We start from the raw sequence: 23,795 nt of genomic DNA, 5'->3' as shown, positions 1-23,795 counted from the left end.
GGAGGCAATCATTTTGCCGGAATTACAGCGTTCGATTACTTGGGTTCAAGGAGCGGCATTAACGATCGGGGCCGTATTAGGCTGCGGGATCTTAATTCTTCCGTCTGTCACGGCTGACACCGCTGGTCCCGCTTCTTTATTGGTTTGGGGATTTATGTCTTTCTTATCTTTTCTGCTCGTCGGCACACTGGCGCGCCTTGTCAGAATGGCGCCAAGCGCAGGAGGAATCACGGCTTATGTACAGCTTGCTTTTCGGCCAAAAGCCGGAGCCATTTTGGGCTGGATTATGCTGGGATCGGTTCCGATCGGTGTGCCAGTGATCGCTTTGACTGGCGCACATTATGTCAGCTACGTCACAAAGGCTTCGGATTGGCAGATTGCTTTCATTGCAGCAAGTATGCTGGCGATCTCTATTTTGCTTCATATCAGGGGCATTCAATTATCAGCAAACATCAGCATACTCGTCATCTGTGTCATTTTGTTGCTGCTCGTCATTTCTGTTGCTGTTTCATTGCCTCACGTAAAAGCAGCTGAATTTAAGCCCTTTCTGCCGCATGGCTGGTTTGCCGCGGGTTCTGTTTCTGTCATCATCTTTTTTTCTTTCGTAGGCTGGGAAATGATTACTCCATTAGCTGAAGAGTTTACACATCCCGAAAAGGATGTACCAATCAGTTTATTCTTAGCGGCAGCTTGTGTGGCGGTGCTGTATATTATGCTGTCGTTTGTCACTGTGGGCACCCATGCATATGGAGAAAAGGGAGAAATCGCATCTCTGACGATGCTCATATCAAAAGGAGCGGGGGATATTGGGGTATATGTAACGACTTGTTTAGCTCTTTTTATTACATTCGCCACCATTCATGCCAACATCGCAGGGTTTTCAAGAATGGTCTATGCGTTGGCGAGAGAAGGTCATATTCCCGGGTACTTCGGGAAACTCAGTCATACAAAACATACACCTGTCCGTGTATTAACAGCGCTGGCTATCGTGTTTGGTTTCGCTCTTATGGCGAACGGCATATTTCAAATTGATCTGACAACGCTGCTGAAAGGACCAAGCTCGGCATTTATTGCATCTTACATATGTACAATGGCAGCAGCGCTGAAACTGCTGAACTGGAAGGATTCAGGCTGGTGGATGGCTTTGGGGGCGCTTCTTCTTTGTGCAGTGATCTACTTATTTAGCGGCTGGGCGCTCTTGTATCCGGCTGCGTTTGTGGCTGTTGGTTTTTTCTATATGAAGACAAAGGGATATTCTGAAAAAAAGCTTGATCACATTTTATGATCAAGCTTTTTTCTTACGATTCTTGATGATCCTGTCCATGGTTTTCATCAATGGTGTTTTGAAACATATAGGTTACGGGACAGAAACGCAGTATGCCTGAACCTGCCTTCATGGCGCCTATAAAGATGCAGAACAGATGCATTTTGCACCAAGGTTTTTTCGTATACTTGGCACTCGCAGCTGACATAATTGTCAGTCCGCAGGCGATACGGAAGACGGCATTGATGAGACTGATGTTTGGTTTCATGAAATCCGCTCCTTTTACTTTAAAAAGTTTTTTAATCGAACCTTCAAAAATTTGTAACGTTTTTATCGTGCGTGATGGAGAAGGATGTGATACCATGAGTCTAATACATGTAAAGGAGAGTATGTGAATGTCCGAACGCACCTTTAACTGGAAAAATAAAGACATCAGGGCACAGGTTGATGTTGTAGACTCTAAGCTGCTTCCAACGCTCCTTTTACGGAATGCTCTCGTCTTAAATCCATATGTAAAACAATGGCTGAAAAAAAACATTTGGATTTATCAGGACCGTATTGTTTATGTTGGTCATGAACTTCCGGATAGAACCGAAGAAATTCATACGATTGATTGTGAAGGAAAATACATTGTGCCTGGCTATATCGAACCGCACGCACATCCTTTTCAAATATATAATCCCCAAACGCTGGCGGAATATGTGTCTCAGTACGGTACAACGACATTCGTAAATGATAACTTATTTTTGCTTTTGCAAAGCGGAAAAAAGAAAGCGCTTACTATTTTGAATGAACTCAAAAAGCTTCCGGTTCAGTATTTTTGGTGGTCACGGTATGACCTGCAGACCGAGGTTCTGAACGAGGATCACGTTCTTCCATTTGACGTCAGAAAGCAGTGGATTGAACACCCGGATGTCATACAAGGCGGAGAAATGACCGGCTGGCCGCGTCTTGTAGATGGCGATGATTTAATGCTTCATTGTATGCAGGCCACAAAAAAACAGCGGAAACGCATAGAAGGGCATTTTCCCGGCGCTTCAGATAAAACGCTTACAAAAATGAAGCTGTTCGGAGCGGATTGTGATCATGAAGCCATGACAGGTGAGGAAGTGATGAGAAGGCTGGAGCTGGGCTATTATGTATCACTTCGCAATTCGTCCATTCGCCCTGATTTAAGAAACATATTGCAGGAGCTTCATGAAAAGGGCTTCCGCTACTATGACCACTTTTTTTACACAACAGACGGCGCTACGCCTAATTTTTATAAAGGCGGCATGACAAACGAGCTCATCCGGATTGCCCTGGAAGAAGGGGTTCCGGCAATCGATGCGTACAATATGGCATCATTTAATATCGCGAAGTATTACCAAATGGATGATTATTTAGGCATTGTCGGGCCGGGAAGACTTGCATCACTGAATATCCTTGAGGACCCGTTGCAGCCGAATCCGGTAACTGTTCTGTCAAAAGGCAAGATTTTGCGTGAAGACGGCCGTGATGTGAATGCGTTTCCACATACGAACTGGAACAAAGGCGGTCTTGTCCCGCTTGAGCTTTCATATGATATGACGATGGATGATTTGCAGTTTTCCATGCCGATGGGCGTAAAAATGCGGAATGCGGTGATTATGGAGCCGTATATGATTGAGATCGACAACTCGGTCGAACAGCTTTCATTTGAACATGATGAAAGTTATTTAACGATGCTTGACAGACATGGGAAATGGCGCGTGAATACGATGATAAAAGGATTTGCCTCAAGTGTGCAGGGATTTGTGAGCTCCTTTACGACGACGGGTGATATTGTTGCGATCGGAAAAAACAAAGCGGATATGCTGCTTGCTTTCTCCCGCATGAAAGAAATCGGTGGGGGAATTGTGCTTGCGGAAGACGGAAAAATTCTTCACGAAATTCCGCTTTCACTGTGCGGATGCGCTTCTTCGGAATCGTATGACATCGTGCTGGAAAAGGAACAGAAGCTGAGAGATCTATTGACTGAAAGAGGCTATGAGTATTGTGATCCGGTTTATACGCTGCTCTTTTTGCAAAGCACGCACCTCCCATATATACGCATTACGCCAAGAGGAATCTTCGACGTGATGAAAAAAACTGTACTCTTTCCATCGATAATGCGTTAAAATATAAAAGAGCGGGGAGCCGACATATGAAAAAATGGATGACAGTTTGCGTGCTGTGTTTCGCGTTTTTCATGCTAGTATCTTGCCAGCAGAAGGACGCTGTCCCTGATCACACAAAGAAGCTGAAAGCCCCTTTGACGGGATTGGAGACTGAGCAGAAGGCAGCTGAACGCAGGCCTGTTGCTGTCGTGGTGAACAATCACCCGAAGGCGCGGCCGCAATCAGGACTGTCTAAAGCCGACATTGTCATAGAAGCGCTTGCCGAAGGCCAAATTACAAGGTTTTTGGCCATTTTTCAAAGCCAGATGCCTGAAACTGTAGGACCTGTGCGGAGTGCGCGGGAATATTTCGTCACTCTCAGCAACGGTTTTGACAGCATATTTGTCCATCACGGCTGGAGTCCCGGCGCCAAGGAGCAGCTGGAATCCGGAGCTGCCGATTATATTAACGGATTGGATTTTGACGGAAGCTTATTTTGGAGAGCTGATTTCAGTGAACCGCCCCACAATTCCTACACGTCTTATGAGTACATAAAAAAGGCGGCGGAACAAAAGGGATATGAGCTGAAGCAGGAAACAGATCCAATGCTGTTTCAAACATCAGATGCAAAACCTGTAAATGAATCTTATAATGTTCGGGTAGATTATGGAACAAAAAACGTTACAAATCTTGTCGAATACAACTATGATAAAAAAGCTGAAGCTTATACGAGAAGCTCTGATGGTGTCATGACTACAGACCGGGAGACCGGAAAGCCGGTTGCAATGCAAAATATTTTCATTGTTGAAGCCAGCCATCATACTATTGACCAAGATGGAAGGCGTGACATCGACATAGAATCAGGGGGTAAAGGTCTGCTGTTTCAGCACGGAAACGTCATTGAAGCAGACTGGAAATATGTAAACGGGAGAATTGTGCCGGTGAAAGAAGGCAAATGGCTGCCGTTTGTACCAGGAAAGACATGGATAAATATCGTGCCTGATCTCGATGCGGCTTCCATTAGTAAAGGAGAAGGTGTGTAACGATGCAAATCGATAAATTACGCGGCAAAGAGCTGGACCAGCTATTTAACTCTATCTTATCGCTGAAAGACCTGGAGGAATGTTACCGGTTCTTCGATGATCTTTGCACAATTAATGAAATTCAATCGCTGGCTCAGCGCCTTGAAGTGGCGCGCATGCTCCGCGAAGGAAACACGTATCATAAAATTGAAACAGAAACAGGCGCATCTACTGCGACAATTTCCCGTGTGAAGCGCTGCTTGAATTATGGAAATGACGCCTATGAGATGGCGCTTGACCGTGTGAAGGAGACTGAAACAGAGTCTTCTTCCAAATAAAAAACCGCCCTGCCGTTTGGCTAGGGGCGGTTTTTTTTATGAAACAATTTTCTCAATCAGTTTGTTGATGTCAATTGTGCTGCCATCCTCTTTACGATAGACAACATGCTTCTGGGAAAAATGAATCGGCGAATCGATCCCGGCTGCTGCTGCCAGATTAAACAGCCCCTCACGCAGCGAAATGACGTAGTTGCAGACACGGTGCTGCTTTTCCTCAACGCTCAGCGCTTTTTGCAGCTTCGGATCTGTTGTCGCAACGCCTGCCGGGCATGTGTTGGTGTGGCATACGAGGGCGCGGATGCATCCGACTGAAAACATCATACCGCGTGCAATGTTGACAAAGTCAGCGCCCAGAGCTAAAGCCACCGCGATTTTGTCAGGGGTCAGCAGCTTTCCGGAAGCAAAAAGTTTCATACGGTCACGCAAGCCGTATTGTCTGAGCAGTGTATCAACGATAGGGAGCGCGGTCATAATCGGGAGGCCGACTGTGTCGGCAAGCTCATAAAAGGAAGCACCGGTACCGCCTTCACTCCCGTCTATTGTTATAAAATCAGGATGTTTTCCGCTTTTCTGCATATAAGAAAAAAGCTCATGCAAGTCATCAGGCTGGCCTGCAACAATTTTAATGCCGACCGGCTTTTGACCGACGTCTCGCAGCTTTTCAATAAAATCCAGCATTTCAGGTGTGCTTGAAAATTCATGAAAGCGGTTTGGGCTGTCGATTGATTTTCCGGGTTCGACATTCCGGATTTCCGCCACTTCCTCTGACACTTTAGCGCCATCCACATGTCCGCCGCGGGTTTTTGCTCCTTGTGCGAGCTTCAGCTCAAACGCTTTAATTTGGTCAAGCCGGCTTTTCTTTTTGAATTCCTCCCACGAAAATTCCCCTTTTCTATTGCGCACACCAAAAAGACCGGGACCGATTTGGCAGATGATATCAGCACCTCCCTTTAAGTGATACTCAGACAATCCGCCTTCACCGGTATTCATCCAAGTGCCGCCCGCCTGGTGCAGCCCTTTTGACAGCGCTGTAATGGCGCGCTCCCCAAGTGAACCGTAGCTCATGGCGGATTGCCCGACTAATCCCTTCACATAGAAAGGCTTTTCGCATGTACTCCCGCCGATGACTTGAACATCATCTGGATGGAGATAATACGGATCAGCCTTAATACGTTCGGCATGTTCGCTGCGTCTGAACAGATTGTCCGAATCGATTTTATAGATGTGGGTTTCAATTTTCGGAGACTGGCTCACACGCAATTCTTCTTTTTGTTTTGGGAAAAGGGCGTTTCGGATATAATAGCCCGGTTGATCAAAATCTCTTACCGAGCCGAAACCCATCATTCTGCTTTTATATTTTCCGGAAATGACAGTTTGCTCATATTCTTTTCGTGAAAAAGGCTGTTCCTCATTGTCATTGCTAAATAAATACTGCCGCAGCTCCGGACCGATTTTCTCAAAAATATAGCGAAACCTTCCAATGACAGGATAATTGCGGAGGATCGAATGCTCCTGCTGTTTTTCGTCCTTTATGTAGATCCAGACAAACAATGCGATGGGGATAACGATAATCCCGATGATAAATGCAATAAGTGCAATGATCATGTATTCCATCTGTTAGCCTCCCTTTTTATGTAACCATTTCCACTGTTGGGGCGTTTCCAAACAATAGAAAATATTACTGTGTTTTTACTATAAAAAGAGAGCGGAACAGCCGCTTTTTTTCTGCGGAAATAGAATCAAAACACCTTTTTCAGTGAATAACGAGAATGACGGCTTTTTCCGTTTTTCCGCGCTATGTGAATTTGTTATAATGTTTAAATGGTAAGAAACGAATGGAGGAACGGATGACGTGTACGATGTAACGGAGTGGAAGCATGTCTTTAAACTCGATCCAAATAAAGATTTGCCTGATGAACAGCTGGAGATTCTTTGTGAGTCAGGGACTGATGCGGTCATTATCGGAGGAAGCGATGGTGTAACGGAGGATAATGTCCTGCGGATGCTATCTCAGGTGAGACGGTTTTTGGTGCCGTGTGTACTTGAGGTGTCAGCGATTGAAGCGATTGTCCCCGGCTTTGACTTATATTTTATTCCAAGTGTATTAAACAGCAAAAATCCGGATTGGATTGTCGGAATGCATCAGAAGGCCATGAAGGAATATGGAGAACTGATGTCGATGGAAGAAATTGTGGCGGAAGGCTATTGTATCGTAAATCCTGATTGCAAAGCCGCGGCTTTAACGGAGGCGGACACCAATCTGAATCATGACGATATCATCGCCTATGCGCGCGTGTCTGAGCTGCTGCAGCTTCCGATTTTCTATCTGGAATACAGCGGCGCTCTTGGGGACATAGAAGCCGTGAAGAAAACGAAGGCTGTATTGCAATCGTCCACCCTGTTTTACGGAGGCGGCATCAAAGATGCGGAGACGGCGAAACAGTATGCCGAGCACGCGGATGTCATTGTGGTGGGCAACGCTGTATATGAGGATTTTGATGAAGCGCTGAAGACAGTAGCAGCTGTCAAAGGCGAGTAGCGAAATGTACGGATTTGGTTTATGATAGAACATATGTTTGTATAGGCGGGTGACGAATTTTGAATTACATTAGCAATCAACTATTAAGCGGATTAAACCCCGTTCAGCAGGAAGCTGTCAAAACAACGGACGGGCCTCTCTTGCTGATGGCGGGAGCGGGAAGCGGAAAGACGCGTGTCCTGACGCACAGAATCGCTTACTTAATGGCGGAAAAGCATGTGGCGCCGTGGAATATTCTGGCGATCACATTTACAAATAAAGCGGCCAGAGAAATGAAAGAACGTGTGGAGAGCATTCTCGGGCCTGGCGCGGACGATATCTGGATTTCCACGTTCCACAGCATGTGTGTGCGAATTTTGCGCCGAGATATCGACCGCATCGGGATCAACCGTAATTTCTCAATCCTTGATACGGCTGACCAGCTTTCAGTCATCAAAGGGATATTGAAGGAACGCAACCTTGATCCGAAAAAATTTGATCCGAGAAGTATCCTCGGTACGATCAGCAGTGCGAAAAACGAATTGACCGAACCGGAGGAATTTTCTAAGGTTGCCGGTGGCTATTATGATCAGGTCGTCAGCGATGTATACACTGATTATCAGAAAAAACTGCTGAAAAACCAGTCTCTTGATTTCGACGACTTAATTATGACGACCATTAAACTGTTTGACCGTATTCCGGAAGTGCTTGAATTTTATCAGCGCAAATTCCAATACATCCACGTCGATGAGTATCAGGATACGAACAGAGCGCAATACATGCTCGTGAAGCAGCTGGCGGAGCGTTTCCAGAACCTTTGCGTTGTCGGCGACTCCGACCAGTCCATTTACAGATGGCGCGGGGCGGACATCGCCAACATTCTTTCCTTTGAAAAGGATTATCCGAATGCCAGCGTTATTTTGCTTGAACAAAACTACCGTTCAACAAAACGGATTTTGCGCGCGGCCAACGAAGTGATCCAAAACAACACAAACCGCAAGCCGAAAAATCTATGGACGGAAAACGATGAAGGAATTAAAATTTCCTACTACCGTGGAGACAATGAATTCGGTGAAGGACAATTTGTTGCCGGGAAAATTTATGAGCTTCATCACTCCGGCAAACGGAAGCTGTCGGATATCGCCATCTTGTACCGGACAAACGCCCAGTCCCGTGTGATTGAGGAAACGCTTCTCAAAGCGGGCCTGAACTATAACATTGTCGGCGGCACAAAGTTCTATGACAGAAAAGAAATCAAAGACATTCTCGCGTACCTGCGTCTCGTATCCAATCCGGATGATGACATCAGCTTTACGCGTATTGTCAATGTGCCGAAGCGCGGAGTCGGCGCCACATCACTTGAAAAAATCGCTTCATATGCCGCGATGAACGGCTTGTCACTATTCCAAGCGATTCAGCAGGTTGATTTCATCGGCGTCAGCGCCAAGGCTGCCAACGCGCTCGACAGCTTCAGACAGATGATTGAGAACCTGACAAACATGCAGGACTATTTATCAATTACCGAGCTGACCGAAGAAATTCTCGATAAAACCGAATACAGAGAAATGCTGAAGGCAGAAAAATCAATTGAAGCCCAAAGCCGTTTAGAAAACATCGACGAGTTCCTGTCCGTAACGAAAAACTTTGAACAGAAAAGCGAAGACAAAACACTCGTTGCGTTCCTGACAGATTTGGCACTGATCGCTGATATCGATCAGCTCGACCAGAAAGAAGAGGAATCCGGCGGCACGGATGCGATCACGCTGATGACGCTGCACGCCGCAAAAGGACTGGAATTCCCGGTTGTTTTCCTTATGGGGCTTGAGGAAGGCGTCTTCCCGCACAGCCGTTCACTGATGGAAGAAGCAGAGATGGAAGAAGAACGCCGTCTCGCTTATGTGGGCATTACAAGAGCGGAGCAGGAGCTTTATCTGACCAACGCAAAAATGCGCACGTTGTTTGGCAGAACAAACATGAACCCGGAATCACGCTTTATCGGTGAAATTCCTGATGATTTATTGGAAAACCTAAATGAGAAAAAAGAAACGAGAGCGCCGTCTGCAAGAAAAATGCAGCCGAGACGCGGCCCTGTTTCCCGTCCGGTATCCTACGCAAGCAAAACAGGCGGTGATACCCTCAACTGGGCTGTCGGAGATAAAGCCGGACATAAAAAATGGGGCACAGGAACCGTTGTCAGCGTAAAAGGCGAAGGAGAAGGGACCGAACTCGATATTGCCTTCCCGAGCCCGATCGGTGTGAAGCGCCTGTTAGCGGCATTCGCGCCAATTGAAAAGCAGTAATTGAACAGGAAAGGAAGAAGCAGATGGACAAAGAAACAGCGAAGCAGCGGGCAGAAGAACTGCGCCGCACCATCAACAAGTATAGCTATGAATATTACACCTTAGATGAACCGAGCGTCCCAGATGCTGAATACGACAGATTGATGCAGGAGCTGATTGCGATTGAGGAGGAGCATCCAGACCTCAGAACGCCTGATTCTCCTACACAGCGTGTCGGCGGCGCTGTGCTTGAAGCATTTCAAAAAGTCACTCACGGCACGCCCATGCTCAGTCTCGGCAACGCGTTTAATGCTGACGATCTCCGCGACTTTGACCGCCGTGTGCGCCAGGCCGTGGGTGATGATGTGGCGTATAATGTGGAGCTGAAAATAGACGGTCTTGCTGTTTCTCTCCGTTATGAAGACGGCTATTTTGTCAGAGGCGCCACAAGAGGCGACGGAACAACGGGAGAGGATATTACGGAAAATCTGAAGACGATCCGCACTATTCCGCTCAAAATGAACCGCAGCCTTTCAATTGAAGTGCGCGGCGAGGCATATATGCCGAAACGCTCATTTGAAGCGCTCAATGAAGAACGGATCAAAAACGAGGAAGAACCGTTCGCAAATCCGCGCAATGCCGCTGCGGGATCACTCAGACAGCTTGATCCTAAAATTGCGGCGAAACGAAATCTTGATATCTTCGTCTACAGTATAGCGGAGCTTGACGAAATGGGTGTGGAGACACAAAGCCAAGGGCTTGATTTTCTCGACGACATCGGCTTTAAAACGAACCAGGAACGGAAAAAATGCGGCAGCATAGAAGAAGTCATTGCGATGATCGATGAGCTTCAAGCGAAACGCGCCGATCTCCCGTATGAAATTGACGGCATCGTCATCAAAGTGGATTCTCTCGATCAGCAGGAGGAGCTCGGCTATACGGCGAAAAGCCCGCGCTGGGCCATTGCGTATAAGTTTCCTGCAGAAGAGGTCGTGACCAAGCTTCTCGATATCGAATTAAATGTCGGAAGAACGGGTGTGATTACGCCGACCGCGATTCTTGAGCCGGTAAAAGTTGCCGGGACAACGGTCTCAAGAGCATCCCTTCATAACGAAGATTTAATTAAAGAGAAGGATATCCGGATTTTGGATAAGGTAGTCGTCAAAAAAGCGGGCGATATTATACCTGAAGTCGTGAACGTTCTCGTTGAACAGCGCACGGGGGAAGAAAAGGAATTCAGCATGCCGACAGAATGCCCTGAATGCGGCAGTGAACTCGTCCGCATTGAAGGTGAAGTGGCGCTTCGCTGCATCAATCCTGAATGCCCTGCACAAATCAGAGAAGGGCTGATTCATTTTGTCTCCCGCAATGCCATGAACATTGACGGGCTTGGCGAACGAGTGATCACACAGCTGTTTCAGGAGAATCTCGTCCGTAATGTGGCAGATCTGTATAAGCTGACGAAGGAACAGGTGATTCAGCTCGAACGCATGGGCGAAAAATCAACTGAAAACCTAATCAGCTCTATACAAAAATCAAAGGAAAACTCATTAGAGCGCCTGTTATTCGGCCTCGGCATCCGCTTTATCGGCTCGAAGGCTGCAAAGACGCTCGCCATGCACTTTGAAAGCTTGGACAATCTGAAAAAAGCTACCATAGAGGAACTTCTCGCAATAGATGAAATCGGTGAAAAAATGGCTGACGCAGTCATCACCTATTTCCATAAAGAAGAAATGCTCGAGCTTTTGGCCGAACTTGAGGAGCTTGGCGTAAACACACTTTATAAAGGTCCGAAAAAAGTAAAAGCAGAGGACAGCGATTCCTATTTTGCAGGCAAAACCATCGTTCTGACAGGAAAGCTGGAAGAGCTGTCAAGAAACGAAGCGAAAGCGCAAATTGAAGCGCTCGGCGGAAAGATGACTGGAAGCGTCAGTAAAAACACAGACTTGGTCATCGCCGGAGAAGCGGCGGGAAGCAAGCTGACAAAAGCGCAAGAGCTGAACATTGAAGTGTGGAATGAACAACAGCTAATGGGAGAGCTAAAGAAATAAGAGGAGTGTTTTCTATTGAAAAAGACGTTGGTAATGGCGGCAACGGCGGCAGTGTTAATGCTGTCTGCCTGTTCGTCAGGTTTTGGGGGGAAGAAGGAGGAAGAGATTACGCAAAAAACGGCGAAATCGTCAGAAAAAGCGATTATCCCGAAATACAATATCTCTGACTCCTATTACAAAATGGTGCTTCCGTTTAAGGCGGGGAAAGCACGCGGCCTGACAACGGAACAGCTGAATACAAGACTTGATATTGATGAGTTTGAAACGGGGCTGATGCGCCTTGCCCAGGACTCTTTCTCGACAGACGATTATCTGTTCCAAGAAGGACAATACTTAGATGAAGATACAGTATTAAGCTGGCTGGCTCGGAAAAAAACAGGCTCTGATCTGAAAAAAGCCCAAAAAGAAGATAAAAACTTTAAAAACGAAGGTCTGAACCCAGCGCTCCCTAGCTCTGGCTCAACAGAAGAGAAAAACGAAAGCAGTCCGGTTTATTTAGCTTCTATGCTGGAACATGATTACTTAGTCAGAAAAGACAAGAATTCCATCCAGCTTGGCGGCGTTATGATCGGGTTGGCGTTAAATTCAGTGTATTACTACCGCGAGAAAACAGGCGACCCTCAAAAAGAAGTGGAAATTGATAACAGCACACTCCGTAAACAGGGAGAAAAAATCGCGCAGGAGGTCATTAACCGCCTTCGCAAAAAAGACAACCTGAAGAATGTGCCGATTACGATTGCGCTTTACAAACAGGCGTCTAAAACATCCATCGTTCCCGGCAATTTTATCGCCAAAACAGAAGTCAAAGCAGGCTCCTCTGATATTTCAAACTGGGACGATGTAAATGAAAAATACGTCTTCTATCCGGCCGATACGAGCACTGCAGAGAAATATCCGGATGATTCTGAAGTCTTTAAACGATTCAAAAACTCAATTGACAACTACTTCCCGAACTACACAGGTGTTGTCGGAACGGCCCTGTATGAAAACGATGAAATGAAGAAAATGAAAATCGAAATTCCAATGCAATTCTACGGAAAGAGTGAAGTCGTCGCGTTTACCCAGTTCTTAACGGGGGAAGTCATGGACTATTACTCAAAGAGCTCACTAGATCTCGAAGTGGATATTACATCCTCAGACGGGCAGGAAGCGGTCATTCTCCGTGATGCTGGCGATAAAGAGCCGACTGTTCACATTTATGACTAAAATAAGTTAACCCCTTGCGCCGCAGCGGCGCTGGGGTTATTTTGCGTTTATATTGAATTTGGGGATCGTTGGATAGGGTATGCATTTATGTTATGATGTTCAAAAAATAGAAAAGGGTTGAAAATATGAAAAATAAATCCTTTTATTTCATATGGGCGGGGCAGTCGATTGCCAATTTAGGAGATTCTCTATATGTGCTGGTTCTGACCCTGTTTACCTATCAAGTCACAGACTCGGCTTTTTTGGCATCGCTTGTGGCCATGATGCAATTTGTCGGCCAATCATTAAGCGCAGTTTTTATACCTGTTTTTATCAATAAATACAGGCTCAAGCAGATTTTGATCTTTTTACAGCTGACGCAAACCATACTTTTATCTTTGCTGCTCCTCATATTTATTATAGATTTTAAATCTATTGTAATCTTTTTCTTGATTGTATTTTTCATGTCACTGTTAGATGGAGGAACCATCCCGGTCAGAAATTCTATGATTCCCCGTTTTGTTCCAAAACCCATGCTATTGAAAGCAAACAGTCTTGTGCTGACCTCTGATCAGATCGTGCTCTTGCTCGGTTGGCTGCTCGGCGGCCTTTTGATCAAATGGCTCGGGCCCCAATTGCTATTAATGCTGACTTTTGTGCTTTATGGCACTTCAACAGTGTCTTTATTTTTTGTCAAGGATGCGGGTAAAGGAGATGGCGAACAGGAAGAAAACGAATCTTTTATTGATAAAATCGCAGCTGGCTGGAAAGCGATTTATCAGATGCCTGTTATCAGAATGCTGACTGTTCTTGAGCTTTTATCCATGTTCGGCAGAAGCATTTGGACGGGGGCTATCATTCTTGTATATGTCGATGAAGTGCTTCATAAAAACGAAACATGGTGGGGGTTTATTAATGCCAGTTATTTCGCGGGTACCATTACAGGCGGTTTAATCGTATGGAAATTTTCGAAAAGCATCAACGGAAAGCTGTTCTCAATGATTTTATGGACTTCAATTGCTATCGGCGCTTCTACATTATGTCTTGCGCTAAACAAGTATGCGTTGGCATCCTTGCTTCTTGTCTTTATTCTGGGACCCTCATTTCAGCTCAGGGGGATTGCGATCAGAACTTATGTGCAGGAGAACATAAACGAAACATTGCTTCCAAAAATCCTGTCTGCTCAGCATACAATAAGCACATTTGTATACGGAGCTTCTATCTTGATTATGAGCAGCCTAACTGATTGGCTTGGTGTGCAATATGTCTTTTTCTTGAATTTTATCATTTTTACTGTTTCAGCGCTTCTATCATTAAAACTAAAAAATGAACAAATATAGACAATATATTATAAATATTTACAAAAATATTTTTGTGTGTTTAAATTGGTGTTATTAAATAATTTTTGTAAAGAGGTGGAATTTTTGGACGGTCACTTTAACTTATTTCCTCTTTCTCATCACCAAAAAAGAATTTTAAATATTGAAAATTTATATCCTGATACAGCTATTAATCATATTGGCGGACTTGTACAAATCAATGGAAAACTTCATCTTGAGACATTACAAAAAGCCATTCAGCTTTGTATCAGTCAGACAGAATCCCTTAGAATAAGGCTCGTGAAGCAGGAAGAATCAGTTCTTCAATACATAGAAAAAAAAGCCCATGTCCATGTGCCGTCTGCCGATTTTACTCAAACCGATCATCCTTTTGAAAGAATGCTAGATTGGGCGGAAAGGGAATTTAAAATACCATTCTCTTTATATGATAGCGCGCTTGCTCAATTTTATGTATTTCAAACAGATGAAGCGACATGCGGATATTTAATCAAATGCCATCATATTGTTGCTGATGGCTGGTCTATGAAAATTATCATTGATAAGATTAAAAATCTGTACATGCAGCTCACAGCCGATGAATTGCTTACAGAAGGCGCTGACAATTATTCGATACTCATAGAAAAAGAGAAAAAATACCTTTCTTCATCTCGATATCATAAAGATGCCGCGTTTTGGAAAGATGAATTTTCTCATTTGCCGGACAGCTTCCTCTCAAAAAGTTCTGCGCACATTGCCGGAAAACGCAAACGGTTTAAGATGGAGCAGGAGCATTCGAGCGCAGTTTATGAATTTATTCAACAGCAAGGCTCTTCGTTAAACGCTTTGTTTACTGCATCGTTGTTTTGGTATTTAAGCAAAATAACCGGAGAGAATGATTTCATTATAGGGACGCCAGTATTAAACAGATCAGGTAAGAAGGAAAAAAGCACTGCAGGGATGACTGTCAGTACGATGCCGTTCAGAAAGAAAACAGAGCATGAAATATGTTTTTCAGACTTTTTGCAAGAAGTCAATTCCGATTATATGAAATATTTTCTCCATCAACGATATCCCTATGACGAACTGGTGAAGGAACTGCAGCTCTCAAAACAGGGATACGACCAGCTTTTCCAAATTTATATTAATTCATATAACACTGACCTAGCTTCTGATATAAGCGGATGTCATGTCGAATATGATGAATTATATAACGGGTCGCAGCCTTATTCCCTGCAGATCGCCGTTAAAGAATGGGATGAAGGCGGAGCGATCGAATTGCAGTTCGACTACAAGGTATCCGATTACAGCGAATCGGACATTCAGCTATTGAATGACCGTTTACAGCGCTTGATTTTATTAGTTATCGAGAATCCAGAAATGAAATTAAGAAATTTGTCTCTATTAACTGAACAAGAAAAAAGAGACGAAATCGTGAAGTGGAATCAGACACGGGCCGATTATCCGAAAGATCAGACAATTGATCAATTATTTCAAGGGAAAGCCGCACAGCATCCGTTCCATACAGCGATTGAGGATGGAAGCAAACAGGTTTCCTATCAAGAATTGGATAAACACTCCAACCAGATTGCCCGTTACCTTATACATAAAGGAATAAGCCGCGGTCATTTTGCTGCCGTGAGCATGAAACATTCACCGGATTTGATCGCTGTGTTGCTGGGGATTTTAAAAGCAGGCGGCGCCTATGTGCCGATTGATCCCGAGTATCCAGCCGAACGCATTCAATATATTTTAGAAAACAGTGAAGCGGCGTTTTTTATCACAGATCCGCTTTTTGAGATAGACTGCCGTTTGCCAAGCCACGTGAAAAAAATCAGCTTTGACTGCGCCATGTTTCATGATTTAGACACGGGACAGTTAGACATCAAGAACGATCCTTCCGACATCGCATATATGATTTATACTTCAGGATCAACAGGGCAGCCGAAAGGCGTGATGATTGAACATCAAAGCCTTGTAAACTACATCATATCAGCCTCTCAGAATTATACTTCTTCCCAAAGTGATAGCTTTGCGCTCTACTCATCCATAGCTTTTGATTTAACCGTTACATCCATTTATACCCCATTAGTGACAGGAAATAAAATCATCATTTACAGACAAGAAGATATATCGGAGTTTATACTTCATCGAATCATAAAGGAAAAGAAAACGGCTGTTATCAAGCTGACGCCAGCGCATTTAGCGTTATTGAAAGATGAAAATTTGTCAGACTCCTCTATAAAAAGAATGATCGTCGGCGGGGAGCAGCTGCCTGTTTCATTAGCACGTCAGGTAACAGAATTATCAGATCACTGCATTGAGATTTTTAATGAATACGGACCGACAGAAGCGACAGTGGGATGTATGATCCACAAATATAATCCAAAACAGGATAAGCAAGCTTCGGTCCCAATCGGGATTCCGCTGCAGAACACTGAACTTTATTTATTAGATGAACAGCTGCAGCCGGTTCTGCCTGGATCCCAAGGCGAACTGTACATATCAGGCGATAATGTCGCCAGGGGCTATTGGAAGCGCCCAAATCTCCAAAAAGAACGTTTTCTGGATAACCCTTTTATAAAGGGCAGAAAAATGTACAAGACAGGCGATCTGGCGAAAAGATCCAGCAGCGGATTACTTGAATATGCAGGGCGGAAAGATCATCAAATCAAATTAAAAGGCTACCGTATTGAACTGGGAGAAATTGAGTTAGCCCTGCTTTCGCTAGAAGACATAGATGAGGCCGTTGTCATTGATTTTGCTGATTCACAGGGCAGAAAACAACTGGCGGCATATGTTGTCAGCTCAACCAAAACGACAGCGCTGGAGCTCCGGAAAAAGCTTTCTGACAAACTGCCCGTTTTTATGGTTCCGGCCTACTTTATTCATATGGATCGGATTCCGCTTACGCAAAATGGAAAAACAGACAGAGAAGCGCTCCCTGACCCTTTACTGTCTCAAGAGCAAACGTACTGCAGTTTAGACGAAAAGCAGAAAGGCGCAGAGGCGGTTCTTCTGGAAACCGCGAAAGAGATTCTCGGCCAGACTGATATTCGCCCGGAAGATCATTTTTATCAACTTGGCGGAGATTCCATTAAAGCCATTCAATTTGTTTCAAAAATGAAAGAAAAAGGGCTTTTTATAAGGACCCAGGATATTTTGACATATCCCGTATTCAGAGAGCTTGTCAGTGTCGTGACGAGTAAACAAGCTCCCTCCATTCCGCAGCAAAAAGCTGAAGGCAGGGTCATGGACACACCGATAACAAAATGGTTTTGGTCCTTGAATTTAAAGTGCGAGCATTTCTGGCATCAATCGGTCATGCTCACTGCTAAAAAAGAGATCAGCCTGGAAAATGTAAAGGCGATTCTGTCTGTTTTGATCAGCCATCACGATGCTTTAAGAATGACTGTTGAAAAAGAATCAATGACCTTGGTTTATCACAATGAAGATATTGAGCCTCATATCGAATATGGGGATGTATCGAGTCTTCCTGAGGGGGAGCAAACCAAGCAAATAGCAGTGATCGGACAGAAAATGAGAGAAAAGACGGACGTATACAACGATGTGCTTTTTAAAACAGGTGTAATCAAAGCGAAAGAAAAAACGCATCTGTTATTTACAGCGCACCACCTGATTGCGGACGGAGTATCATGGCAAATTTTGATTGATGATTTTCTTTCTCTTTTACATTCAATGAACAAGCAGGAAGGGAAGGGACTGCCTTTAAAGACACATTCTTACCAGGAATTCTCAGTTTCGATAAATGAGTATGCCGATTCCCGTGAGGCGGAAGAAGAATACAGCTACTGGGCAGAAAAAGTGAGGAAGATTGAGCCGCTCTACGGGCTCCATGCTGAGGGTTCGAAAGTAAAAGACAGCAAAAAACTGAAACGGGTTTTGAGCCGTCAATTGACTCAAAAACTGCTGAGTGAAGCAAATGAGGCGTATCAAACACAAACGAATGATTTGCTGCTCACTGCGTTAATCCGTGCTTGCCGTCAATGTACTGGCAAAGACGTTATTTCTTTAGAATTAGAAGGCCACGGAAGAGAGCCGCTGAAGGAATACTTAGACTTTTCGAGAACGTTCGGGTGGTTTACAGCCATGTATCCTGCCGTGTTTCAGACTGAGGCCGATCTGCCGGCCCAAATCCGTTCGGTGAAAGAAAACATACGGAGCATCCCTAATAAAGGTATCGGCTACGGCGCCCTCACCTACTTGAGTAAGCGAATGCCGGACCATATAAAACCCGAGCTGCGCTTTAATTATTTAGGGGAAGTTGACCGTTTTTTAGCGGATAAACCTGAATACAGCATGACTTATTTAAATTCAGGAGCCGAGTCATCACCTGAAAATGATCTGACAGCCAGCCTAGATTTAACAACGGGAATTTATGACGGACAGCTTACGGTGGATTTAAGCTGCAGCGGCCTTTATCAAACAGAAGACATGGAACAGCTTCTAGATGAATTTTCTGTACAGCTGACGGAGCTAGCTGAACATTGTTGTAAGCAAGAGTCTGTCGAATATACGCCATCAGATTTTGAGACTGCCTCATTATCTATGGAAGAATTGGATTCCTTGTTCAAATGATGAGAAATGTATGGCTGGTTTTATGTCTTTGTATTCTGTCAGTTCAAACGTTGAATGGGGGACAGGCAAGCGCTCAGACGCCAGTTGATAAGCGTATTGACGTTCTAATAGAAAAGCAGATGAAGGAAAGCCGAATACCTGGGATTTCAGTGATTGCTGTAAAAGGTAATGAGGTGGTGTACAAAAAGGGATTCGGTTATGCCGATGAGGGGCATAACCGCCCTGTGACCAGCTCGACATTGTTTGAGATGGGCTCAACCTCTAAGGCGTTTACTGCTCTCGGCGTGCTTAGGCTTGCCCGCTTGGGGACAATCAGTCTGAATGATCCTGTCAGCCGGTATGTCAGCGGATTTTATGCAGTTTACAAAGGAAAGAGAGAAGATATCACGATCAGTCAGCTGCTGCATCATACAAGCGGAATCCCATTTTTGTCGATAGCGGATATTAAAGCTGATTCAAGAAAAGACGCCTTGGAGCAAACAGCAAAAGGGTTACAGGGAGTTAAACTTAGTCATAAGCCGGGAACTGCATTTGAATATGCCACAATTAATTATGATGTGCTGGGATATATCATCGAACAGGCATCAGGACAGCCATATGAGCGATATATGGCTGAGCATGTTTTTAAGCAATTAGATATGTCAAACACGTATGCCGGGAGGACCGCTGGTCATGCAGGTGATGTATCAGCAGGTTTTAAAATTGGATTTGTAAAGGCCAGAGCCTATAAGGCGCCTGAGTATAGGGGGAACACGCCTGCCGGATATATTTTCACAAACGGAGAGGATTTATCCAAATGGCTTCAATTTCAACTGAAACACAGTGACGCTGATATAGACCGGCTGATTGAACAGAGTCACCTGCCGGATAAAAGTGTAAAAGCAGTCGAGCCGGGCGTATATTACGGTGCGGGATGGTCAGTTTTTGAAAAAAAGGGCAGAGTCAAGGAAGTGTTTCATGCCGGCTCCAATCCTAATTTTTCTTCGTTTATTATCGTCAGCTCCGATGATAATGCGGCTGTAGGTGTTCTGGCCAATATGAACAGTGCGTACCCTGAGAAAATTGCTCGTTCTGTTTTACAAACGATTTCCGGCCAAAACCAAATAGAGGACAATGCTGTAACTGATCCCTTTCAATTTATTGATAAAGCAGCTGCCAGCATGCTGGGTTTATTCAGTATATTATTTATCGTTCTTCTGTGCCGTATCTATATTTGGCTGAGAAGAGCAAAAGCGAAAAGCCTTCCCGTTCAACAGCGGACAAGGATAAAGGCATTGCTTTGGGGGCTATTACTGGCAGTAGGCATGCTGGTGCCGAAGCTTATTTCTGTTTTTGCCTTTAATGGTTTGCCATGGAGCATGATATTCATCTGGGGCCCTGTTTCTCTTCTATATTTGGCAGCGGTTTACTATATGCTACTATTTGCCTCCTGTATATACGGTTTAACCGCATGCTTATTCAATCAACGTGCCGCAAGAAGGAGTGAAACGCATGAAATGTGAAGCATATATCCCTGGTATTCAGCCGTTTAACGAACTATTTTATCGCAGCTGTTTTTTTAACTGTTATTTTTCCGTCGTTCGCTCGTTTCAGCAAGAGATGTATCCTTATCTTTTAAATGATATTTATTCTTATCAAAAGGATGAAGAAGGTTATCCGTTAATTGAACGGACAGAAGTCCATGATCCCGAGCATGTCATGAATTTGCAGGGGATTTACGCGGATAAGCAATCAATGAGCGGCAATCTCATAACTGATATAAAACAGGACATTCTTGAAAACAAACCCGTCATCATATGGCTGGACACATACGCCCAGCCTTACAGGCAGGAATATATGTCTAAACATAACCGCAACTGTATGTTGATTTACGGCTTTCATGACGCTGAACAGACCGTTCTTGCCATTGAAAACCGTTATCCGGATAACTTGTCATATGAGACCAGAAACATCTCAAATCATCATCTGGTCAAAGCCTATCAAGCTTATCATGACTATTTTCAGCCGCCTGCCGCTTTTCATTCGTATGCCTCTTTTTCTTATGATCCAGATAAGGACTGCTCAGGGCATAGCATCTTCAAGGATGCTAGTGCTTATTTTGTTCAAAATGTCACCAAGTATCTAGAACGAATGTTATCCGGTTTGACGAGTTTCAGCCGGTTTATCGATCAATTTCATAGCATAAGAGACAGCGAAAAGCTCCTTCACTCATTTAATGAGATTTTAAATATAAAAAAAATTGAGCAATACCGCCTCTCCCTTCTTCCGGCGTTTGACCAGCTTACAGCTGTGACAGCCGACATTATTAAGGAATGGGAAACGGCGCGGCATCTTGCGGCAAAGCTTTATTTTTCGGGAGGATCATCTTTCGGTTATGAAGACCGGATTAAAGATTCACTGAAAAAAGTGCTGGAGCTTGAAGCAGCACATATTGAATGTTTGAAGGATATTGGTAAAGAGGAGAGGGTCAAATGATCAAATTATTCTGTCTGCCATATGCCGGGAGTTCGAGCACCATCTTTAGCGGATGGAAAAGGTTTCTTGATGCGTCAGTTGAACTGGTGACCTTGGAGCTTCCCGGACATGGAACAAGAATGTCTGAGCCCTTGCTGAATCATGCAGAATCTGTGGCAGAAGACCTTTTTGAGCAAGCAACATCCCATTTGGGCGATTCCGATTATGCCATTTTTGGACACAGCATGGGATCGTTGCTTGCATATGAGCTGCAAAAGAAATTAACCGCTGAAAATAAACAGCCGATCCATATGTTTTTTTCCGGGCGGTTTCCTCCTCATATCCCGGAAAAGAAAGTGCTTCATCAGCTTTCAGATTCCGCTTTAAAACAAGCGATCATTGAGATGGGAGGTGTGCCCGAAGAGTTCAACAAAAATGAGCAGGTGCTTGATTTTTTCCTTCCTATTTTAAGAGCTGATTTTCAGCTCCTAGAGACCTACAAGAATACAAGCGTTCAACCTCTCTCCTGCGATATCTCGATTTTTTACGGAAAACGTGATCTGCCGTCTGTGCTGTTTGATTTATCGGACTGGAATCAGTACACCGATCAGACATGCAGTTTTTACGAATTTGAGGGCGACCACTTTTTTATTAATCAAAGGACAGAAGAAGTGACAGCAAAAATCAATCATATTTTGAATCAGACAGGAGTGGTGTGAAATGGATTTCAGAAACGCCGGTGTTATCGGAGGGGGCGTCATGGGGGCCGATATGGCTCTTGATTTGTCTGCGAATGGGTATCATGTGATTTTACTGGATGTCAGCGACGAGAAACTGAAAGCCGCTGAAGAAAATATAAGAAAGACGTTCCGGCTTGTTCAGCTTATGCGAAAAGATAAATTCAGCATGTCACTGGATGATGTGCTTGAGAACATTCAGTTTACGACTGAGCCGAGCAATTTGAAACCTGCTGATATCATCATCGAAAATGTAACGGAAGATTGGAATATCAAACGGCAGGTATATACGCAATTACGTGATATCTGCCATACAGAAACCATCTACCTTGTAAATACAAGCTGCATCTCAATTACGAAGGTAGGTTCACTGATGCATCGCCCGGAAAAGGTGATTGGAGCGCATTTTATGAACCCTGTTCCTTTGAAAGAACTCGTAGAAGTGATTCGGGGTGATGCCACTTCTGATGAGACCGTCGATGCAACCGTACAGTTTTTGAAATCTTTTGACAAAAAACCTGTTGTCGTGAACGATTTTCCTGGCTTTGTATCAAATCGCGTGTTAATGCTGACCATTAATGAAAGCATTTGGACAGTTCAAGATCAGGTGGCGACACCGGCAAATGTTGATAAAATTTTCCGCGGCGGATTCGGGCATAAAATGGGACCGCTTGCGACTGCGGATTTAATTGGTCTTGATACGATCCTTAACTCCCTGCTGGTTCTGTATGAAAGCTACAAAGATTCAAAATTCAGGCCATGTCCGCTGCTTGTGAAAATGGTGGATGCAGGAAAGCTGGGAAGAAAGTCAGGCCAGGGATTTTTCCAATACAGTTAAAGGAGGAACGCCCATTGAAAAAGGGAGTTAAGTGTGTTGTCTGGGATTTAGATCATACCTTATGGGATGGGATTCTGCTTGAATCCGATGATGTAAAGCTGAAGGACGGTATAAAAGAAATTTTGACCGAGCTTGATGAACGCGGCATACTGCTGTCTATTGCAAGCAGAAATGACGAAGCGTCTGTTATGGAGAAATTAAAGGAATTCGGAATAGACCATTTCTTTTTATATCCGGAAATCGGCTGGAATGCAAAGTCGTCTTCTTTGGAAAAGATTAGCCAAAATCTCAATATCCATAAGGATACGCTGCTTTTTATTGACGACCAAGTGTTTGAAAGAGAGGAAGTGCAAAATGCCCATCCGGACATTTCGTGCTGGGATGCTGCCCACTATAAGGATCTCATCAACGATCCTCTCCTGAAGCCGGCATTTATAACAGAGGATGCAAAAAGGCGCCGACAGATGTATGTGGAGGATGATCACAGAAGAGAGGCAGAAGAGCAGTTTGAAGGACCATCCGAGCAATTTCTTGCCAGTCTGAATATGAAGTTTACAATCAGCTATGCGCAAGAAAGCGACCTGCAGCGGGCTGAAGAGCTTACGGTGCGTACGAATCAGCTGAATGCAAGCGGAAAAACATACGATTATGAGGAATTGGATTATTTTCGAAAGTCGGATTCTCATATGCTTTTAGTCTGCGAGCTTGAGGATAAGTACGGCTCGTATGGCAAAATCGGACTCTCTTTAATCGAAAATAAAGAGGATGAATGGCACATTAAACTTCTTTTAATGTCATGCCGGGTCATGTCTCGCGGCGTCGGTACGATTTTGCTCACAGCTATCTTAAATGAAGCGAAAAAGCAAAGCAAAAAGCTGTTTGCAGATTTTAAACAAACAGATCGGAACAGAGTGATGTATATCACATATAAGTTTGCCAATTTCAAAGAGCATACAAAGGGTCCAGACGGCTTCATCTTATTTGAAAATGACCTGAGCCAGATTCAGCCATATCCTGCATATGTTGAGGTCAAAACTGAATTCAGCCAATCGCCTGTTGCGGAAAGCAGCAATTAAT

At 44.3% G+C, this 23,795-nt stretch carries 17 protein-coding genes; 15 read left to right on the top strand and 2 right to left on the bottom strand.

Annotated features, from left to right (window positions below):
* The first annotated feature begins 10 nt into the window (after positions 1-10).
* Complete coding sequence (locus NST16_RS14625) at positions 11-1,285, top strand: APC family permease (RefSeq protein ID WP_340888376.1); 1,275 nt, start codon at positions 11-13, stop codon at positions 1,283-1,285.
* 13 nt (positions 1,286-1,298) lie between these two features.
* Here NST16_RS14625 and NST16_RS14620 read toward each other — a convergent pair whose 3' ends face one another.
* Positions 1,299-1,532: a YgaP family membrane protein gene (locus NST16_RS14620; RefSeq protein WP_029441181.1), complete on the bottom strand. Its 234-nt coding sequence runs from the start codon at positions 1,530-1,532 to the stop codon at positions 1,299-1,301.
* Between the two features lie 127 nt (positions 1,533-1,659).
* Here NST16_RS14620 and NST16_RS14615 point away from each other — a divergent pair, with 127 nt between their 5' ends.
* The 3 genes from NST16_RS14615 to NST16_RS14605 are packed head-to-tail and all read left to right on the top strand — an operon-like array spanning position 1,660 to position 4,741.
* The gene (locus NST16_RS14615; RefSeq protein WP_340887292.1) at positions 1,660-3,402 is read left to right on the top strand and encodes an adenine deaminase; all 1,743 of its coding nucleotides are present in this window, start codon (positions 1,660-1,662) and stop codon (positions 3,400-3,402) included.
* A 26-nt stretch (positions 3,403-3,428) separates the two neighbouring features.
* Entirely contained in the window at positions 3,429-4,424 is a 996-nt protein-coding gene (locus NST16_RS14610; RefSeq protein ID WP_229148738.1) for a DUF3048 domain-containing protein, read from the top strand.
* 2 nt (positions 4,425-4,426) lie between these two features.
* On the top strand, positions 4,427-4,741 hold the full coding sequence (locus NST16_RS14605; RefSeq protein ID WP_003219429.1) for a YerC/YecD family TrpR-related protein: 315 nt from the start codon (positions 4,427-4,429) through the stop codon (positions 4,739-4,741).
* Between the two features lie 36 nt (positions 4,742-4,777).
* Here the strand turns inward: NST16_RS14605 and NST16_RS14600 are convergent, their stop codons facing one another.
* On the bottom strand, positions 4,778-6,355 hold the full coding sequence (locus tag NST16_RS14600; protein ID WP_168747105.1) for an FMN-binding glutamate synthase family protein: 1,578 nt from the start codon (positions 6,353-6,355) through the stop codon (positions 4,778-4,780).
* A gap of 238 nt (positions 6,356-6,593) precedes the next feature.
* Here NST16_RS14600 and NST16_RS14595 point away from each other — a divergent pair, with 238 nt between their 5' ends.
* From NST16_RS14595 to NST16_RS14545, 11 genes are all read left to right on the top strand, one after another.
* Positions 6,594-7,280, top strand: coding sequence for a heptaprenylglyceryl phosphate synthase (locus NST16_RS14595; protein ID WP_268505806.1), 687 nt, complete (start codon positions 6,594-6,596; stop codon positions 7,278-7,280).
* 59 nt (positions 7,281-7,339) lie between these two features.
* Complete coding sequence (gene pcrA, locus NST16_RS14590) at positions 7,340-9,559, top strand: DNA helicase PcrA (RefSeq protein WP_326196880.1); 2,220 nt, start codon at positions 7,340-7,342, stop codon at positions 9,557-9,559.
* 23 nt (positions 9,560-9,582) lie between these two features.
* Positions 9,583-11,589, top strand: a complete 2,007-nt coding sequence (gene ligA / locus NST16_RS14585; protein WP_010333262.1) for an NAD-dependent DNA ligase LigA — start codon at positions 9,583-9,585, stop codon at positions 11,587-11,589.
* Between the two features lie 15 nt (positions 11,590-11,604).
* Positions 11,605-12,795 (top strand): CamS family sex pheromone protein, encoded by a 1,191-nt coding sequence (locus tag NST16_RS14580; protein WP_229148743.1) that lies wholly within the window; start codon positions 11,605-11,607, stop codon positions 12,793-12,795.
* A 125-nt stretch (positions 12,796-12,920) separates the two neighbouring features.
* A complete protein-coding gene (locus tag NST16_RS14575; RefSeq protein WP_229148745.1) occupies positions 12,921-14,114 on the top strand; it encodes an MFS transporter in 1,194 nt (397 codons plus the stop codon).
* 84 nt (positions 14,115-14,198) lie between these two features.
* A complete protein-coding gene (locus NST16_RS14570) occupies positions 14,199-18,689 on the top strand; it encodes an amino acid adenylation domain-containing protein (protein WP_340887291.1) in 4,491 nt (1,496 codons plus the stop codon).
* Complete coding sequence (locus NST16_RS14565) at positions 18,686-20,191, top strand: serine hydrolase domain-containing protein (RefSeq protein WP_340887289.1); 1,506 nt, start codon at positions 18,686-18,688, stop codon at positions 20,189-20,191. Before NST16_RS14570 ends, NST16_RS14565 begins: the two co-directional genes overlap by 4 nt.
* Positions 20,181-21,164: a C39 family peptidase gene (locus NST16_RS14560; RefSeq protein WP_340887288.1), complete on the top strand. Its 984-nt coding sequence runs from the start codon at positions 20,181-20,183 to the stop codon at positions 21,162-21,164. The genes NST16_RS14565 and NST16_RS14560 overlap by 11 nt, the downstream gene beginning before the upstream one ends.
* On the top strand, positions 21,161-21,862 hold the full coding sequence (locus NST16_RS14555; RefSeq protein WP_340887287.1) for a thioesterase II family protein: 702 nt from the start codon (positions 21,161-21,163) through the stop codon (positions 21,860-21,862). The genes NST16_RS14560 and NST16_RS14555 overlap by 4 nt, the downstream gene beginning before the upstream one ends.
* A gap of 1 nt (position 21,863) precedes the next feature.
* Complete coding sequence (locus tag NST16_RS14550) at positions 21,864-22,718, top strand: 3-hydroxyacyl-CoA dehydrogenase family protein (RefSeq protein WP_229148753.1); 855 nt, start codon at positions 21,864-21,866, stop codon at positions 22,716-22,718.
* Positions 22,719-22,732: 14 nt separating this feature from the next.
* Entirely contained in the window at positions 22,733-23,794 is a 1,062-nt protein-coding gene (locus NST16_RS14545; protein WP_340887285.1) for an HAD-IIIC family phosphatase, read from the top strand.
* Position 23,795 lies beyond the last annotated feature (1 nt).

Origin of the sequence: Bacillus sp. FSL K6-1005 (assembly GCF_038000225.1) — a bacterium.
GTDB classification, from domain to species: domain Bacteria; phylum Bacillota; class Bacilli; order Bacillales; family Bacillaceae; genus Bacillus; species Bacillus mojavensis.
The sequence above is the reverse complement of the archived record's forward strand: the minus strand, read 5'-3'. Positions and strand labels throughout refer to the sequence as shown.

Bases quoted from the DNA above. Each gene is read 5' to 3' on its own strand.
- NST16_RS14620 (WP_029441181.1), bottom strand. From the start codon at position 1,532: ATGAAACCAAACATCAGTCTCATCAATGCCGTCTTCCGTATCGCCTGC.
- NST16_RS14615 (WP_340887292.1), top strand. From the start codon at position 1,660: ATGTCCGAACGCACCTTTAACTGGAAAAATAAAGACATCAGGGCACAG.
- NST16_RS14610 (WP_229148738.1), top strand. From the start codon at position 3,429: ATGAAAAAATGGATGACAGTTTGCGTGCTGTGTTTCGCGTTTTTCATG.
- NST16_RS14605 (WP_003219429.1), top strand. From the start codon at position 4,427: ATGCAAATCGATAAATTACGCGGCAAAGAGCTGGACCAGCTATTTAAC.
- NST16_RS14600 (WP_168747105.1), bottom strand. From the start codon at position 6,355: ATGGAATACATGATCATTGCACTTATTGCATTTATCATCGGGATTATC.
- ligA (WP_010333262.1), top strand. From the start codon at position 9,583: ATGGACAAAGAAACAGCGAAGCAGCGGGCAGAAGAACTGCGCCGCACC.
- NST16_RS14575 (WP_229148745.1), top strand. From the start codon at position 12,921: ATGAAAAATAAATCCTTTTATTTCATATGGGCGGGGCAGTCGATTGCC.
- NST16_RS14565 (WP_340887289.1), top strand. From the start codon at position 18,686: ATGATGAGAAATGTATGGCTGGTTTTATGTCTTTGTATTCTGTCAGTT.
- NST16_RS14560 (WP_340887288.1), top strand. From the start codon at position 20,181: ATGAAATGTGAAGCATATATCCCTGGTATTCAGCCGTTTAACGAACTA.
- NST16_RS14555 (WP_340887287.1), top strand. From the start codon at position 21,161: ATGATCAAATTATTCTGTCTGCCATATGCCGGGAGTTCGAGCACCATC.
- NST16_RS14550 (WP_229148753.1), top strand. From the start codon at position 21,864: ATGGATTTCAGAAACGCCGGTGTTATCGGAGGGGGCGTCATGGGGGCC.